Genomic DNA, 15,498 nt, shown 5'->3' on the forward strand with positions numbered 1-15,498 from the left:
GTCATGCCTTGGCCTGTTTGCCGCCGGCGTACACGATCCGGGCCAGGGCGCGAACCGTCGGCTGCTCGAAGAACTCGGCCAGGTTCACTTTGACGCCGTAGTGCTGCTTGATCGCGGCGACCACTTGGATCACCTGGCGGGACGTGCCGCCGGAGCCGAAGAAATCGTCGTCGACACCCAGCCGCGGCAGATCCGGCATGCCGGTCAGACGCAGTGCGATCTCCTCGGCGAGATCGTCGGCACCATTGTCCTCTTTAGACGGATCGAGTCGCGTGATTCCCTCGAGTACCAGGGATCCGTCTGCCGACCAGTGCCCACTCAGGTCCTCGTCGTCCGGGGAGGGCAACCGGACGCCATCGACCCAGATGTGGCCGACAGCTCCAGTGGGCACCAGGTTTCGCTGCGCGTCCCGAAGCACCACATGGCGGTTCGGGACTGGCGATAGAGCCCACGGCTTGCCGAGAAGCACCGGCATGCCGTCGAGGTCGATCCGGGTCACCAGTCCCGGCCGGTCGTCGATCGCGGCCGACGCCGGCACCATCACCGCTCGCAGGTCCGGCAGATCCCTCGGCGGTACGGAGTCCAGGAAGGCCACGGTGACTCGCCGCTCGCGCAGCACCAGCGGTGAGGGCTCGCACAGCACCACGGCCGCACCGTTCAGCAAGGCGGTCAGCATGTCCACAGTGGACTTGCCAGGCAGCACCCTGTCGGCGCTGTCCACCGTCAGGGTCGCCGCGAGGCTGTCCACCGCGAGCCCGATCTCGGCGTGGGATCGAACCGTTCCCGCGACCACCAGTGCCGGATCGTCCGGATCCACGGCTACGCGGGGTGTGCCGATGGCGTAGTCCGACAGCACGTGATCGTCCAGCTCCACCACGGTGTCGCCGGACGGAATGCCTTGCGCCGTCGGGGTTCGCAGGAGCAGGACGGCACCGTCGACGGCCCGCTCGTCACCGACCGGCGCCACGGCCGCGCCGCACCGAAGCACGCCGAGCATCGCCACGGCGAACCACTCGTCGCGTCCGGACGCGACGGCCACCACGTCCCCTCGCCCGATCCCCAGAGAACACACCAGGTTCGCCACCGCGATGGAACCGGTGTCGAGCCAGCCGAAATCCCGGGTCGCGGTCTCGCCAACCACGGCCGGACGACCGGCGTTCTCGCGTGCCACCGCGGCGAACCTCACATCCACAGTGGACCCATGCACTCCTGGTACGGGACCGGGAAGCCGTTCGATCTCGGCGTCGTCCATCAGCGGCAGCCCGGAGATCCGCAAGCCGGGGTCGCGGACCGCGGCCGCCAGGGCGCGTTGGAACCTCAGTACCAGGCGCTCGACCGTCTCTCGACGATAGAGGCCACTGTCGTACTCCACTTCGATGACGACCCGGTCGGCGTACTCGGTCACCATCATGCTCAAGTCGAACTTCGCCGCGCCGTCGTGGACAAGCGACACTTCCACGGTCAGGTCCCCGGCTCGGCCCGTCTGCTGACGACCGGCTCGCACCGCGGTGAACTCGATACCGAAGATCGGTGGCCGTACCCCGTCGTGCGGCGGTTGCACGATTTCCAGCACCTGCTCGAACGGCAGCTCGTGATGGTTGAAGGCGGCCGTGCTGCTCGCGCGGACCCGGTCGAGCAAATCGAGGAACACCGGGTCGCCGGTCGCGTCGGCACGCAGGACCAACATGTTCACGAAACACCCGATCACACCGTCGAGGTCCTGTCCTGGCCTGCTCACGCTGGCGGTACCGAGCACGACGTCCGTCACACCGGTCATCCGGTTCAGCACGGCGACGAAAGCGGCCAGTGTCACCATGAACGTGGTGGTATCGGTTCGTTCGACCAGAGCACGCATAGCGGCGGCGGTGTCGCCGTCGAGCTGGGCGGCCACGCTCGCGCCGGCGCCTGGCCGGACCTGACGTCGCGGCGTGTCGACCGGCAGCTCACACCACGCGGCGCCACGCAGGCCACTCCAGTACTCGGTCAGTTCGGCCAGCCGGTCACCGGTCAAACGCCGTTGTTGCCACACCGCGAAATCGGAGTATCGCACCGGCAGCGGCGGCGGTCCGGCTCCCGGCACACCGGTCGCTTCCCGGTATAGCTCGACGAGGTCACGCATCAGGATGTCGCTCGACACCGGATCCCACCGGGCATGGTGCACGACCCACATCAGGCAGTGCTCCCGCGGCGCGATCCGGATCAGCGTCACCCAGACACCCAGCGGATCACTCAGATCCAGGTCGGCCCCGGCCAGGTCACGGCAGACCCGGGCGAGTGTGCCCGGCCTGTCGCGGAGATCCAGTACGGGCAGCGGCAGGTCCGGATTCCCCGGTGGCTCCAGTGCCAGTTCGCCGTCGACCTCCACGAACGCCGTGCGCAACACGTCGTGACGCACCAGCAACGACTGCAACGCACGCCGGAGCGCATCGACGTCGAGTGGACCACGCAAGCTGAGCGCCAGTCCCACGTTGTTCCGCCTGGTGCCGTCGCCCAGCCGGTCCGCGAGCCACAATTGGCGCTGCTGGTGTGACGGGACCGGCGGGCCAAGGCCGTCCAGGCGGACGATACGTCCACTGTGTTCCGCTCTGCTCCGCAGATGCCGGAGCAGAGTGGCTCGCCGCTCGGCAGGCAACCGGTTGAGTCCCTCGGCAGATGTCGACATGTACTCCCCTACCCGTCCGGATTGTCTTCGACAGTAGGGAATCCCGGTTAGCGAACGGTTACACGCCCGGCGCGTAACCACGGTGTCACTGAGGCCCCTTAACGTCCGGTCTTCCAAGGCGAAGCCGGGAGGATCGAATGACAAGGGACCCGTTGCGCGAGTTGCTGAATCACGGAAGCGACGAATTGGCCGCCGACGACCCGGATCTGCACACGGCCTTGACCGGTGAGCTGCGGCGGCAGACCCGTACGCTGTCACTCGTCGCTTCGTCCAGTGTGGTGCACCCGTCCGTGCTGGCCAGCCAGGCTTCCGTGGCGGTGAACGTGACCGCGGAAGGGTATCCCGGGCGCCGCTATCACGCGGGTTGCGCCGGGGTCGACGAGATCGAACGGCTCGCCATCGACCGGGCCCGCAAGGCTTTCGGCGCGCGTTACGCCAACGTCCAGCCCCATTCGGCCACGACCGCGAACTACACCGTGCTGTCGTCGATCATGTCACCGGGAGAGACCCTGCTGGGGATGACCCTGGAGCAGGGTGGCCACCTCACACACGGCAGTCCCGCGGCACTCGCCGGGGACTACTTCAACGCCGTCGGCTATGGACTGGACGCGTTCGGCGCCATCGACTACGAAGAGGTCGCCCGGCTCGCCGCGAAGCATCGGCCCAAAGTGATCATCTGCGGCGCGACGGCATATCCCAGGAGGATCGACTTCCGCCGATTCCGGCGGATCGCCGACGAAGTGGGGGCCTACCTGCTCGCGGACATCTCGCATACGGCGGGCATGGTCGCCACCGGGCTGCATCCCAGCCCGATCGACCACGCGCATGTCACCACCACGTGCACCCACAAGCAACTGTACGGCCCTCGTGGTGGGCTGATCCTCTGTGGACAGTCCGCTGATCTGCCCGCGCCTTCCGGCAAGGGAACCCTGGCCACCTTCCTGCAACGCGCGGTTTTCCCGTTCTCACAGGGCGCGCCGATGCTCAACGCCATCGCGGCCAAGGCACGTGCCCTCGATCTGGTCACCCGGCCGGAGTTCGGCAGCCTCATCCGGCGGGTCGCGCACCTCGCCGAGGTACTCGCGCAGCGGCTGCTCGAACTGGGACACGACGTGGTGACCGGCGGCACAGACAACCACATCGTGCTCGTCGATCTCACCCGGCTGGGGATGAGCGGACTGGTCGCCGAACGCGCACTCGAGGAGTGCGACATCGTGGTGAACAAGAACCGGGTCCCCGGTGACACCACGCCCGCGCTGGTCACCAGCGGACTGCGGATCGGCACGAACAGTGCGGCCTGGCGCGGCATGGGACCCGACGAGGCGCGGCAGTGCGCGGAACTCATCGACCTGGTACTGCGCCACGTACGGCCGTCCGATATCCGGCAGTACACAATGGACCCACAGGTGCGGACGGAGGCATCCACCGCCGTGACCCGCCTGTGCGCGCGATTTCCCTTGCGGGCCTACCCGGTCGCCCAGCCGGAAGTGGCCGGGCTGTGACCTCCCCGCCCGGCGAAATTCCGCTGCACCGAACGACTTTCACCGGACTGGCCGACGCCCGTGCGGAGATCCAGCGCGTCCTCCACACGCGAGGCGCCATACTCCTGCGAGGCCTGCCGTTGCGCACCGTCGGCGACTTCGCCCGCATCCGAGACGTCCTGCTGCCCGGTCGACTGTCGCCCGCCGAGCCGTTCGCGCCGCGGACCGTGCTCGCTCCAGGCATCTACTCGTCGGCGGAGTGGCCCGACAGCCAGGAGCTGTGCCTGCATCCCGAGCAAAGCTACCGGCGCACGTTCCCGGAGACGCTCATGCTCGGATGCGTGACGCCGCCGTCTTCGGGAGGTGCCACGACGATCGGTGGCGCGCGGACGGTACTGCGTGCCCTCCCCGGCGGGCTGGTCGAGCGCTTCCGGACCGAGGGCTGGTTGCTCAAGCGGGTCTACCGTCCTCATATCGGGTTGTCCTGGCAGGAAGTGTTGCAGGCGGACACCCGGAGCGAAGCCGAACAGTACTGCCGGGCCAACGACATCACCATGGCCTGGCAACCCGACGGCACGCTGCACACGAGCCAGCGGAGAGCCGCGGTGTGGACGCATCCGCGCACCGGCGAGGAATGCTGGTTCAACCAGATCTCGTTCCTCAATCAGTGGAGCCTGCCGGAAGTCGAACGCGAGGTGCTGACCGAGGCCTTCGGGGAAGACGGGCTGCCCTTCGACACCTACTTCGGCGACGGTGGGGTCATCGGCAGGGACGTGATCGACACGATCAACAAGGCCTACGCGACGCACGCGGTGCCGGTGCGCTGGCGTGCCGAGGATGTCCTGCTGATGGACAACATGCTCACGGCTCGCGGTCGCGAACCCTATGCGCCGCCGCGGGAGATCCTTGTCGCGATGGGCTGAGACCGTCCGCGCGGTTGGCTGTCCCCAATGTCGCATTGGTGTCGCTGAGCGTCTCCAATGCGACATTGGGGACAGTCAACGATGTTGTGCCGGGTGGCGGGTAGTGAAGGACTCTTTCCCTACCTTCAGGGTAGGCAAGGAGGCCTTCACGGCCAGGTGAACGCGCGCACGTGACGTTGGGTGAGGGGTGTGTGGAAATGGGGACGTCGAGTCCCTATTTCCACACACCCCTCTCCCTTGTCAGGAACTGGTGGAGGGTTCCGCGGCGCGCATCAGACCGCGGTGGTGGGCGACATAGCGCGCGATGGCCTCCCCGCCGATCGGCGCCGGGGCCATCCCGTTCTGGGCGCGCAGCACCGCCGCCCGTGCCGTGGAGAAAACCCTGCTGCCGTCCTGGAACAGCGTCGTCAACTCGGCGAGCAGGGTGGTGTCGTCGACTTCGAGTCCGGCCGCGGGCACGGCGGCGAGCAGCCGGGTGTAGACCGGGTCGCCGGTCTGTGCAGCCTCCTCGACCATGGCCCAGAATTCACGGTAGGACACCGGGCTCAGGCCGAACTCCCGGCCGAAGCCGTCCAGCAGTTCGTCGAGGCGCATCGCCTGTGGTGGCAGGACGTGGAACACGCCGCTCGCGCCGGTCGCCACACCCGCGGTGATCATCTGCCCGACATAGTCGATCGGCGTGTAGTCCAGCACCACGGGGGTGGCCGGGGCGACACCGAGCCGCAGGCAGGCGCCGACCAGCATGTCGGGCAGGCTCGTCGGTGACGGCACACCGGTGCCCGAGTGTGGCATCACCTCGCCGAGGCGGTACACGGCCAGCGGCACACCCCGCTCCCCCGCCGCGACGACCAGTTGTTCGCCCACCCATTTCGAGAGGCTGTAGCCGTCCGGCGGTGGTTCGATGCCGGACACGGGCAGTTCGGGGATCGGCATCCTGCCCGCGCGGGCGGCCGGTCCGAAGACACTGAGGGTCGAGACGTAGTGCACCGGCTTCGTCCGCCTGCGTGCCGCGAGCCGCAGGATCTCCCGCGTCCCGTGCACGTTTGCCTTGCGGTGGAAGGCGTAGCCGAGCACCAGGTTGACCAGGGCGCCGCAGTGCACGACGGCGTCGACCGTCTCGGCGAGCATCTCGTAGGTCTGAGCGCCGATTCCCAGTCTCGGTTTGGCCAGGTCGCCGGGCACCACCCGCATCCGGTCCAGTGGGGTACTGGAGATCAGCCGGTATTCGGCCAGCGTCTCGCACAGGCGCCGGCGCCCGGAAGCCACATCCGGCGCACGGACGAGACAGTGCACGGTCGCCGAGGTGGTGGTCAGCAGATCGTGCAGCAGTTGAGCCCCGATGAACCCGGTCGCGCCGGTGAGCAGGATCTGGCCGGGCGGGCCGGGCAGAGGCGGCTCGACGGGCCGGATGTCGTCGGGCAGTTCGATGTCCGCGCCCGGCGACTCACCGGCGTCGAGCACTCGTCCGGCTAGCCGTTCGGCGAGCGCGGCGAGATCCGGCGCCCGGACCACGTCCTGGACGGATACTGCCTGCCCCAGCCTTTTCCGCACCGCCAGCACCATGCGCTGGGCACCGAGCGAGTCGCCGCCCAGTGCGAAGAAGTTGTCCGACCGGGTGATCGGGTCGATGCCGAGCACCTCTGTCCAGATCTCGGCGAGGGCACCTTCGGTCGCGCTGACCGTGTCGCCGGTCCGGCACGGCGGCTCACCCCGGTCGGACGCACGCCTCGCCAACTCGACACCGTCCAGCTTTCCGTTGGGCAGCAACGGCATCGTGTCCAGCACGGTGACGCGGGCCGGGACCATGTAGGCAGGCAGGGCGGCCCTGGCGTGCTCCAGCAACTCGGCCGGGCCCACCGGCCCTCGGGTGGTGACGAACGCGATCAGCCGCTTGTCCTCCGCCTGGGTGTGCACGACCACCTTCGCCTCGGACACGTCGGGATGAGCCCGCAGCACCGTGGCGATCTCGCCGAGCTCGACGCGCAGGCCCGCGATCTTGACCTGGTCGTCCTGCCTGCCGTGGAACATGATGCGGCCGTCCGCACGCAGGCTGGCCAGGTCACCGGTGCGGTAGAGCAAGCGGGTTTCCAGTCCAGGGAAGGGATTGTCGACGAACGCGGCCTCGGTCTTGGCCCGCTCGCCGAGGTACCCGCGGCCGAGGCACTCCCCGCCGATGTAGAGGTGACCGACCACGTCCTCGCGTACAGGACGCAGGTCACCGTCCACAATGGCCGCACAGGTGTTGTCGATCGGCAGTCCGATCGGCACGATCTCCGCGTCGGCGTCGCCGACCTCGTGGAAGATCATCCCGATGGCCGCCTCTGTCGGCCCGTAGGTGTTGGTGACGCGCACGTGCGGGACCATGTCCCGGAAGCGCCGTACCGCGGCCGCCTGCATCTCCTCCCCGCCGATCACCAGGTCGTGCAGGGACCGCAGGTGGCCTGCCATCGACGGCTCCGCGCCGAGCAGCTCGACCAGCACGTTGAACACCGACGGGACCAGGTCGGTGATCGTCACCCGGTGACGCTCGATCATCTCGATGATCGACGCGAGGTCGACAAGGCCGGTCGACACGGGCACGACCGTCCGGTGCCCGTTGGTCAACGGCCACAGCAGCTGCCACAGCGTGGGGTCGAAGACATGCGTGCTGGTCTGCAACACGACGTGGCCGGTCCGATCGGGGAAGCATTTGTTCATGTAGAGGAACCGGTTGCGCAGGCCGCGGTGCACGTTGAGGGCGCATTTCGGCTTGCCAGTGGACCCTGACGTATAGAAGCCGTAGGCCAAGTCGTCGAGGCCGGCGGGTGGACCGTCGTCGGCCGGGTCACGTTCGGGCAGCGTGGTGGCGTCGAAGCTGATGACACCGGGCAGCCCGGCGGATGGCGTCCCACCGGCGCAGAGCACCACCGGCGGCGCCATGGCCACGACCATGTCCTTGATCCGTGCCTCGGGCCAATCGACGTCCATCGGCACGAACGGCGCGCCGAGTTTCATCGCGGCGATCATGCCGATCGGCACTTCGAGGCCCTTGGTCATCAGCAACGGGACGAAGTCGCCGTGCTTGACGCCCGCCTCCCGCAGCTGCCCGGCGAGCGCGTTGGCCCGCCGGTCGACCTCGCGATAAGTCAGCGTCACGTCCCCGAACGTGATCGCCGGATCGTTGGGAACCCGGGCGGCCTGGTCTTCGATCATCCGCACGACTGTCCGCTCGTCGTCGAACTCGACCTTCTCGCCACGCACCAGCGCCAGCCGGGCGGTTTTCTCCGTGGACGACATCGTGCTCTCCTCAGTGTGTCGTCGCCGAGCGCCCGGAGGCGAGCCGGCGTGCCCCCGCCTCACACCACAACCGGGACGGAGACGCCCATCCGGTCGTGTGCCGCCGGGCCGCGAGGTAGTAGCGGTGCATCGCGGACAGGCGGGTCAGCCCGACCGCGCCGTGGATCTGCGTCGCCGCCCTGATCACCGTCATCCCGGTCTCCGCGCTGAACGCCAGCGCCTCGACAGCGGCCAGTGGATCGAGTGCGCCGTCGTCGGCCAGCCACGCCGCCCGCTCGATGGCCAGGTACACCGCGCGCAGGGCGATGGCCGAACGGGCAAGGGTGAACCCGACGGTCTGGAACTCGACCACCGGACGGCCGAACTGGCGGCGCGTGCTCGCGTGCGCGGCGGCCAGCGACTGCGCACCGGCCGCCAGGCCGAGCAGGTACGCGGCCTGCCTGAGCCGGGCCCTGCTCAGGATGCCGTCCGGATCCGACAGTGGATCGCCGGTGCCGAGTGAACCGGCGATCTCGTCGTCACTCACGACCATCCCGTCGAGGCGGACCCGGGACAAGCCGGGCGGGCCGTCGGCGATCACCGGGGAGAACGCTTCCGGCGTGAGCAGCACCAGCAGGACCGAATCGGTTGTGGCGACAGGGAAACAACACCCGGCGAAGGCGGGCGCACTGCCGTCGACCAGTACCTCGCCCGCCAGCTCGATCCCGCCGGCGACGGGCTTGCCGGTCGGCCTGTCCCGCCGGCCCGATCCGGGGAGCGCGTCCATCCCCGCGAGGACCACGGGGCCTTTGCCACCGACCAGCGAGGCGGCCATCCCGGTCCGGTCGCCGGACGAGCTCATCGCGTCCACGACCAGCGCGGTGCCGGTGTACAGGTCGGGCAGCGCCCGGCGGCCCAGCTCACTGCTCACCACCACGCCGCTGGTCAGCCCCAGCCCGTAGCCGCCGGCCGACGGAGGCGCCTCGAAGGCGGGCACCTCGTAGTCCACCAGCACCGGCCAGAGCCGTTCGGGGTCGTCGTCGGTGACGGGTGTGAGGCCGGCGGAGATCACCCGCCGGAGTTGTTCGACCAGGGGGTCGACGGTCAGGTCCATGGCCAGGCCTCCTGTGTGGAACCCGCGGCCGCGATCGAGCCGCTGACGATCTCGAGCATGATCTGCGAGGTGCCCGCGGCGAGCGTCACGCCCGCCGCCTCCCGGTAGCCCGCCTCGAGCACCGCGATGTCCTCCCGTGACAGCGACCGCAGGCCGTAGCCGAGCCCGTGGACTTCGGTGGCCCACACGGCCACCTGCTGCGCCGTCTCACTGGTGACGTACTTGGCCATCGCGGCCATCACCTCGTCGGTCACCTGCCGGTCCATCCGGCTGAGTACTGACGAGGTCATCAGCGAGGCCGTTTCGACGTGGACGCCGTACCTGCCGATGTCGGCGAGCAGCGCGCTGTCGGTCTCGTCCGGGTCGATGCCCGCCAGCGTGGTCTCGTACCAGCGGCGGGCCCGAAGCGAGTAGTCCAGCCCGGTGCGCTCCAGCGCGAGACATTGGAGCAGCAACGGCCAGCCGTCGCCCTCCGCCCCGACCATCGTCTCGGGCCCTACCCTGACCCGGTCCAGTTCCACCCGGTCGAACTGTTCGTCGGCCATGGTCGGCAGATTCGACCGGGTGACCCCGTCGGCCGTCAGGTCGATCAGGAACAGTGTGATGCCGTCGTATCTGCCCGCCTCGGCGCCGGTGCGGACCGCGCACAGCGCCAGATCCGACATGCCGCTCTTGAGCCCGTAGACCTTCACGCCGGACAGCAGGTAGTCGTCGCCGTCCCGCACCGCCGTGGTCTGGAGTGACGCCAGGTCGGATCCGACCTCGGGTTCGGTGTAGAGCACGGTCGCGAACCGCTCCCCCGCGGCCATCGCGGGCAGGTAACGCCGCTTCTGCTCGTCGGATCCGGCGGTGAGCAGGAACGCGCCCACGATCTGGACGCTCAGTACCTGCTGCATGTCCGGTACGCCCGCGGCGAAGAGGTCGGTGACTATCGTGGCCGCCCCGGTGTGCGAGGTGCCCAGCCCGCCGTACTCGACCGGCCAGTGCGGCGCGAGCAGCCGATGGCGCCCCAATTCCCGGTACAGGGCACGGACATCCGGCTCCGGCGCCGAGTCGGCCACTACCGCGTCGAGTGCCTCCTGGACCCGCGTGTCCAGTACCGCGTCCGCGACCAGGGTACGGAGCTTCCAGTCGTGTTCCGTCATGCCGAAGTCCATCAGCCTGCCTCCTCCGCACGCTCGAGCCGCATGATCCGGTCGACGTCCTCATCGGACATTCGCTCGACGAGGTCGAGCAGGCTCCGGTCGTCCAACTGGGCCGCGCGCAGCCGGTCGACCACCGCGGCGAGACCGAAAGCCGTGGCGTCACGGAAGAAGTCCGCCACGCTCACCTCCACGTCGAACGACCGCCGGATACCGAAGATCACCTGAGCCGCTTGCAGACTGCTGCCGCCGAGTTCGAAGAAGCTGGTGTGCGAATCGACCGTCGCCACGCCCAGTACCCGGCCGAACAGTTCGTCGGCGATGACCCGCTCGGTCTCCGGCCGGTCGACGGTCACCGCCGGCGCGGTGGCCACCTCGGGTGCGGGCAGCGCCGCGCGGTCCACCTTGCCGCTGGAGGTCAGCGGCAGCTCGGGAACGATCACCACCCGGCTGGGGACCACCGGCGGGGGCAGCATCGTGACCAGGTACGCACGCAGGTCCTGCGAGCCGGTATCGGCACCGGCGGCCAGACTGACGTAGGCGACGAGGTGCGGCTCGCCCCGCGAGTCGGTCCAGGAGTCGGCGAACGCCTGACGGACGTCGGCGTGGCCGGACAAGGACGCCTCGATCTCGGCTGGCTCGATGCGCATCCCGCGGATCTTGAGCTGCCGGTCGATCCGGCCGAGGAAGACCAGCGCGCCGTCCCGGCGGCGTTTCACGAGGTCTCCGGTGCGATACAGACGCCCGTCCGGTGCCGAACCGAACGGGTCGGCGACGAACTTCCGCTCGGTCAACCCGGGTTCGTTCAGGTATCCCCTCGCCAGGCCCAGCCCGCCGATCACCAGCTCGCCGGGAACACCGTACGGAACCGGCTCCAGGTTCTCGTCGAGCACGTGGGCGACGTGGTTGGCGATGGGGAGGCCGATCGGTGGCGAGGAGTCCACCGGGTCGGCACATTCGTGCACGATCATCGTGACGGTGCACTCGGTCGGGCCGTATCCGTTGAAGAACCGGCGTCCGCGATTCCACCGGTTGACGAGTTCCCGGGGAAACGCCTCGCCGCCGACGAAAGCGATCCGCAGCTTGTCCAACCGCTCGGGCTCCAGCATGGCCATCACCGACGGGGGCAGGTCGGTGACGGTGATCTCCTCCTGTTGGAGCAGCCGCTGCAAACGCTCGATGTCCAGGCGGTCGCTGTCCAGCGCGAGGCACAGCCGCCCGCCGGTCAGCAGTGCTCCGAACATCTCGAAGATCGACACGTCGAACGTGGTCGAGGCGTAGCCGAGCATCCGGTCGGCCGGGGTGAGCACGAACAGGTCCCGCATCGCCTCGACGAAGTTCACGACCGCCCGGTGCTCGATCAGCACGCCCTTCGGGGTACCGGTGCTGCCTGAGGTGTAGAGGACGTAGGCGAGGTCGCCGGGACCGGCGTCCGCGCCGTCGCCGGGCGTCGCGCCGTCGGGAGCCCGGTCGGCCGTGGTCAGCGTGTGCCAGTCGGCGTCCGACAACTCGCCGGTCAGCTCGGTCGTGGTCAGGACCACGACGGGGGCAGCGTCGCCGAGCAGTGTCCGCAGCCTGCCGGACGGATGCGACGGGTCCAGCGGCAGGAAGGCCGCGCCCGCTTTGAGCACGGCGAGGACGGCCACCAGGTAGTCGGCGCCCCGCGGCAGGCAGACCGCCACGATCCGTCCCGGCCGGGCCCCCGAGGCCCGCAGCACGTCGGCCAGCGCGTCGGCCTTCGTGTCCAGCTCCAGGTAGCTGAGCCGCTCGTCGCCCGCGACGACGGCGCACGCGTCCGGAGTACGCGCGGCCTGGTCGGCGAACCAGCCGTGGATCGTCGCGGGCGGCGAGGACCGGTAGATCCCGTCCCATCCCCCGACCAGTTCGTCGCGCGCCGCGGCGGACAGCAGTTCGGCGCGGGCGATCGGCGCCCCGGGATCGCCCGCCAGCGACGCCGTCAGCCGCAGGTAGTGGTCGAGCAGGTCGCCGACCGTGACGGCGTCGAACAGGTCGGTCCGGTAGGTGGCGGCCACATGGGGCTCCGGCCCCGCCTCGACCAGGTCGATCGCCACGTCGAACCGGACGATCGACGGGCCGGGCACCTCGACGCCGGTCCGCAACCCGGCGAGTTCGGGGGCGTCGATCGGGTCACGCACGGAGAACACGATCTGCACCAACTGCGACATCAGGACTTCGCCCGCGGTCTCCAGTGCCCGCACCACGTCGTGGAACGGCAACCCGGCATTGGCCTCGGCGCCCTCGACGACCAGGTGCACGCGGCGCACGACGTCACGGAAGGTGGGTGTCCCGGCGAGGTCGACCCGCAGGGCGAGCAGGTCGGCGAAGTTCCCGATCAGGGAGGCCGTCTGGGGGCGATCGCGCCCGGTGACCGGCGTTCCCACGATCTGCCCGCTCTGGCCGGTGTAGCGCCGCAGGAGCACGAACAGCGCGGAGAGGTAGACCGTGGACGGCGGCACGTCCAGCTCGGACGCCAGTTCGCGCACCCGTGTGAGGAGATCCTGACCGACCGGCAGCCGGGTACTCGACGCGGTGCCCGCGGGTTCGGTCGGCCGCACCCGGTCGGCGGGCAGATCGACCACCGGCGGGCTTTGCAGTTGCTGGCGCCAGTACTCGGTCAGCCGAGCGTGTTCGTTGCCTGCCATCGCGCCGTGCCGCCAGTGCGTGTAGTCGAGGTAGCCGACCGGCAACGCGGGCAGTTCCGGCGCTGTGCCAGTCGTTTCGGCTCGATACAGCTCAGCGAGATCGTTCAGCAGGACCTGGACCGAGTCGGTGTCGAAGACCAGACGGCACGCGGCGAAGACGAACAGGTGCCTGCCCGGTCCCAAGGCCACCAGACCAGCCCGCCACAGCGGCCCGTCCGCCAGGTCGAAGGGTTCCGCGGCGAAGGCGATGGCCGCGGCACGCGCGTCGCCGGACTCCACCTCGATCACCGGCAGCTCGGCCGCCGTTTCCCGCGTGATCCGCTGTACTGGCCCAGAACCGTTGTCCGGCAACGATATCCGCAAACTGTCGTGGCGCGCGACGAGCGCGACCAGTGCGCGCCGGAGCGCTTCGGTGTCGAGCTCACCGTCCCAGGTGATCAGGACCGTGGCATGGTCATCGCCGAGCGTGCCCAGCCGCTCGTCGAGCAGGCGCAAGGTGTTCTGCGGGTGGGCCAGCGGGGCGCTGTCCGCGCCGGAGCGGCGGATCGGCGCCGCGGGCGGCCGGTCGCCGTCGGCACACTGCAGCAGCGCGAGAAATCTGTCCCGCCGATCCTGCGGAAGCAGCTCAAGCCGGTCTCGCAGCAAACTCGTCATCCGATCTCACCACTTCCGTCGTCCAGCGTCGCGATGGCTTGTTCGATCGCCGCTATCGCCTCTTCGTGGGCTCGTCGCAACCGGGCGGTCCGGTACGCGAGATCGTCGGCACAAGCGGGAGGATCGGCCCGCCCGTAGGCCGCGCAGACCCGCACGGGTGTCCACGCGTGCGCGACATGCTCGGTACGCCGTCCGGCCTCCGCGAGCAACGGGTTGCGCCACCGGACACCGAGGTCCCGCAACAGTTCCCCGTGCAACGCCGCCTGTGCCTGCATTCCCCAGCCGAACGGGTAGACCTGCTCGACCGTGGTCCGGTCCCCGTCGCGGGCGGCGGTCACCAGCTCCGCGCCGAACTCGGCCAGTCCGCGCAGGCCCACCCGTTCCGGCCCGGCACTGGCGAACCGGGCCAGGTTCGCGGCCAGTGCCTCACGCAGCCGGGCCGGGGTCAGCGGCGGGAAAGGCGTGTCGAGGGTGACGTCGAGCCACCGCCCGTCGATGTGCACTCCGCTGAAGAAAGCCTCCTGTTCGCGGGGGTTCACCGACGTCCAGCTGCGCAGCAGATCGTCGATGGCGAGCCGTCCCTGGTAGGCGGGCGGCATGGCGTCGCTGACCACTACCTCGCCTGCCACCCGGTCGATGCCGGACACGATGATCAGGTGCGCCGAGTGCACGTCGTGGTAGGCGGGGCGGAACGGCAGGTGATAGTTGTCCACCGCGACGATGGGCAGCCTGTTCTCCGCCAGTACCGATTCCAGCGGCGCGAGCGGGTCGGCGGCCGGGGCGTTGCGCCAGGCCGATCCGGCCCGGTGATGGGGCAGCAGGGCGCCGACCAGGTCGCCGTCGCACGGCCAGTAGAACTCCTCCGGCCGCACATCCCCGGGCAGGTGCTTGAACTCCCAGCTCAGCCCGAGCGCGCCGAGCGGGTCCTCCCCTTCCCGGATGAGCAGCGAGGCCAACGTCGATTGCAAGCAGCTCACGTGGTCGCGATACCAGTGCTGGATCGCCAGGTCCTGTCGTAGCCCGGTCACCGGTCGTATCCCTTCCACACCACGAGCGTCGCGGCGAAAATATGTGCGGCGGGGTTGCGTGGCAGCCGCATGGCGGCGAGTGCGGACCGGCGCACAAGCGGAACACGCTGGCACCAGACCATCGCGGGAACGTTCGCCTGCACGTGGTACGGGTAGTGCATCGCGAACGTGGTGAAGGCCGACGTCTCGCCGAACACCGCGGGCGCCGCCCAGAAGTCCGACACGCGCAGCGGTTCGAAGTCGACCGAGCCATCCGCGTAGTGGAAGGCGATCTCGTCCTCGACCCGCCGCTCGGCCGCCGTGAGCAGATAGAGCCAGTCGTACCGGCCCGGCACCACGGTGATGTGCTGCCCCGCGCACCGGACGTTGTCAGGCCGGTCCGGGCCGGTGGCGGGGAAATCGAAGGGCACGCCGTCGACCCGGATGGTCCCGGCCGACGGGAGCTCCTCGGCGGGAAGCGAGTTCCCCCAGACGTTGAACGCTCCGCACCCGGTCGCCGAGGACGACGTCACCCCTACGTTGTCGCGGTGAAGGTCCAGATCAACCTGGCGAAATCGCGAATCATGGTCGTTACCC

9 protein-coding genes are annotated in these 15,498 nt (G+C 69.4%); 2 read left to right on the forward strand and 7 right to left on the reverse strand.

Annotated elements, in window-relative coordinates; all coding sequences use genetic code 11:
* Position 1 precedes the first annotated feature (1 nt).
* Entirely contained in the window at positions 2 to 2,662 is a 2,661-nt protein-coding gene (locus ACLARN_RS16325; protein WP_409492246.1) for a condensation domain-containing protein, read from the reverse strand.
* Positions 2,663 to 2,799: 137 nt separating this feature from the next.
* Between ACLARN_RS16325 and glyA the strand changes: the two genes are divergently transcribed.
* A complete protein-coding gene (gene glyA / locus ACLARN_RS16330) occupies positions 2,800 to 4,164 on the forward strand; it encodes a serine hydroxymethyltransferase (RefSeq protein WP_409492247.1) in 1,365 nt (454 codons plus the stop codon).
* Entirely contained in the window at positions 4,161 to 5,066 is a 906-nt protein-coding gene (locus ACLARN_RS16335) for a TauD/TfdA family dioxygenase (protein WP_409492248.1), read from the forward strand. Before glyA ends, ACLARN_RS16335 begins: the two co-directional genes overlap by 4 nt.
* A gap of 240 nt (positions 5,067 to 5,306) precedes the next feature.
* On the opposite strand, the gene ACLARN_RS16340 is transcribed toward ACLARN_RS16335, so the two are convergent.
* Genes ACLARN_RS16340 through ACLARN_RS16365 form a run of 6 tightly spaced genes read right to left on the reverse strand, consistent with a single transcriptional unit; the run spans position 5,307 to position 15,434 of the window.
* On the reverse strand, positions 5,307 to 8,342 hold the full coding sequence (locus ACLARN_RS16340) for an amino acid adenylation domain-containing protein (RefSeq protein WP_409492249.1): 3,036 nt from the start codon (positions 8,340 to 8,342) through the stop codon (positions 5,307 to 5,309).
* A gap of 10 nt (positions 8,343 to 8,352) precedes the next feature.
* Positions 8,353 to 9,435, reverse strand: a complete 1,083-nt coding sequence (locus ACLARN_RS16345) for an acyl-CoA dehydrogenase family protein (RefSeq protein WP_409492250.1) — start codon at positions 9,433 to 9,435, stop codon at positions 8,353 to 8,355.
* Positions 9,426 to 10,592 carry an acyl-CoA dehydrogenase family protein gene (locus ACLARN_RS16350; RefSeq protein WP_409492251.1) on the reverse strand — a complete coding sequence of 389 codons (1,167 nt, stop codon included), beginning with the start codon at positions 10,590 to 10,592 and terminating at the stop codon, positions 9,426 to 9,428. Before ACLARN_RS16350 ends, ACLARN_RS16345 begins: the two co-directional genes overlap by 10 nt.
* Entirely contained in the window at positions 10,592 to 13,894 is a 3,303-nt protein-coding gene (locus tag ACLARN_RS16355) for a non-ribosomal peptide synthetase (RefSeq protein WP_409492252.1), read from the reverse strand. The genes ACLARN_RS16350 and ACLARN_RS16355 overlap by 1 nt, the downstream gene beginning before the upstream one ends.
* Positions 13,891 to 14,922 carry a BtrH N-terminal domain-containing protein gene (locus ACLARN_RS16360; protein WP_409492253.1) on the reverse strand — a complete coding sequence of 344 codons (1,032 nt, stop codon included), beginning with the start codon at positions 14,920 to 14,922 and terminating at the stop codon, positions 13,891 to 13,893. Before ACLARN_RS16360 ends, ACLARN_RS16355 begins: the two co-directional genes overlap by 4 nt.
* Complete coding sequence (locus ACLARN_RS16365) at positions 14,919 to 15,434, reverse strand: hypothetical protein (protein ID WP_409492254.1); 516 nt, start codon at positions 15,432 to 15,434, stop codon at positions 14,919 to 14,921. The genes ACLARN_RS16360 and ACLARN_RS16365 overlap by 4 nt, the downstream gene beginning before the upstream one ends.
* Positions 15,435 to 15,498 lie beyond the last annotated feature (64 nt).

Origin of the sequence: Amycolatopsis sp. cmx-11-12 (assembly GCF_046269425.1) — a bacterium.
In the GTDB taxonomy this organism is placed as follows: domain Bacteria; phylum Actinomycetota; class Actinomycetes; order Mycobacteriales; family Pseudonocardiaceae; genus Amycolatopsis.